At 49.0% G+C, this 531-nt stretch carries 1 protein-coding gene; it reads right to left on the bottom strand.

The annotated features are described in order from the left end of the window. The coding region (locus GHO03_RS24720; protein WP_153400705.1) for a fimbria/pilus outer membrane usher protein at positions 1–531 on the bottom strand (531 nt) is incomplete at both ends.

The raw sequence follows: 531 nt of genomic DNA on the forward strand, positions 1-531 counted from the left end.
TGGCTCATGACGCACTCGGGGCAGGTGGTGAGGCTGTATTTCAGCATACTTGGAGACTTGTTCGGAGTTTCCTTAGGGAGTGTCTTGCCCAAAGGGAACTGAACTTTGAAGGAAAGTTGCTGATCTTTGTTGTTGCGTCCAGTATCAAGCGGTGTCTGGGTGAAAGTATACGCCAAGCCGTAGTTGATGCTGCGGTAACTGAGGTCATAACCTACCGTCAGGCTGCGTTCATATTTGTTTTGACGCCAGAAGCTTTGCTGGTATCCATTAAGATAGAAGTTTCCTTTGTCTCCAAAAGATTGGTTGATGCTGAGCTGCGTCTTGCTGCGTTTAGTACTGGTTCCGCGCCAATTATTGAAGTTGTCGGGGTCAATTTCGTTGGCTTCCTGAAAGTCGTAGTAGCCGCTGGTGGAGTAGCGATATCCAGCCAACGTAAAGGTAGTGTCAGTGGTGTTAAGGAAACTCCGAACAAGTCTCCAAGTATGCTGAAATACAGCCTCACCACCTGCCCCGAGTGCGTCATGAGCCAGA

Origin of the sequence: Pseudomonas sp. FSL R10-1339, assembly GCF_009600545.1 — a bacterium.
GTDB classification, from domain to species: domain Bacteria; phylum Pseudomonadota; class Gammaproteobacteria; order Pseudomonadales; family Pseudomonadaceae; genus Aquipseudomonas; species Aquipseudomonas bubulae.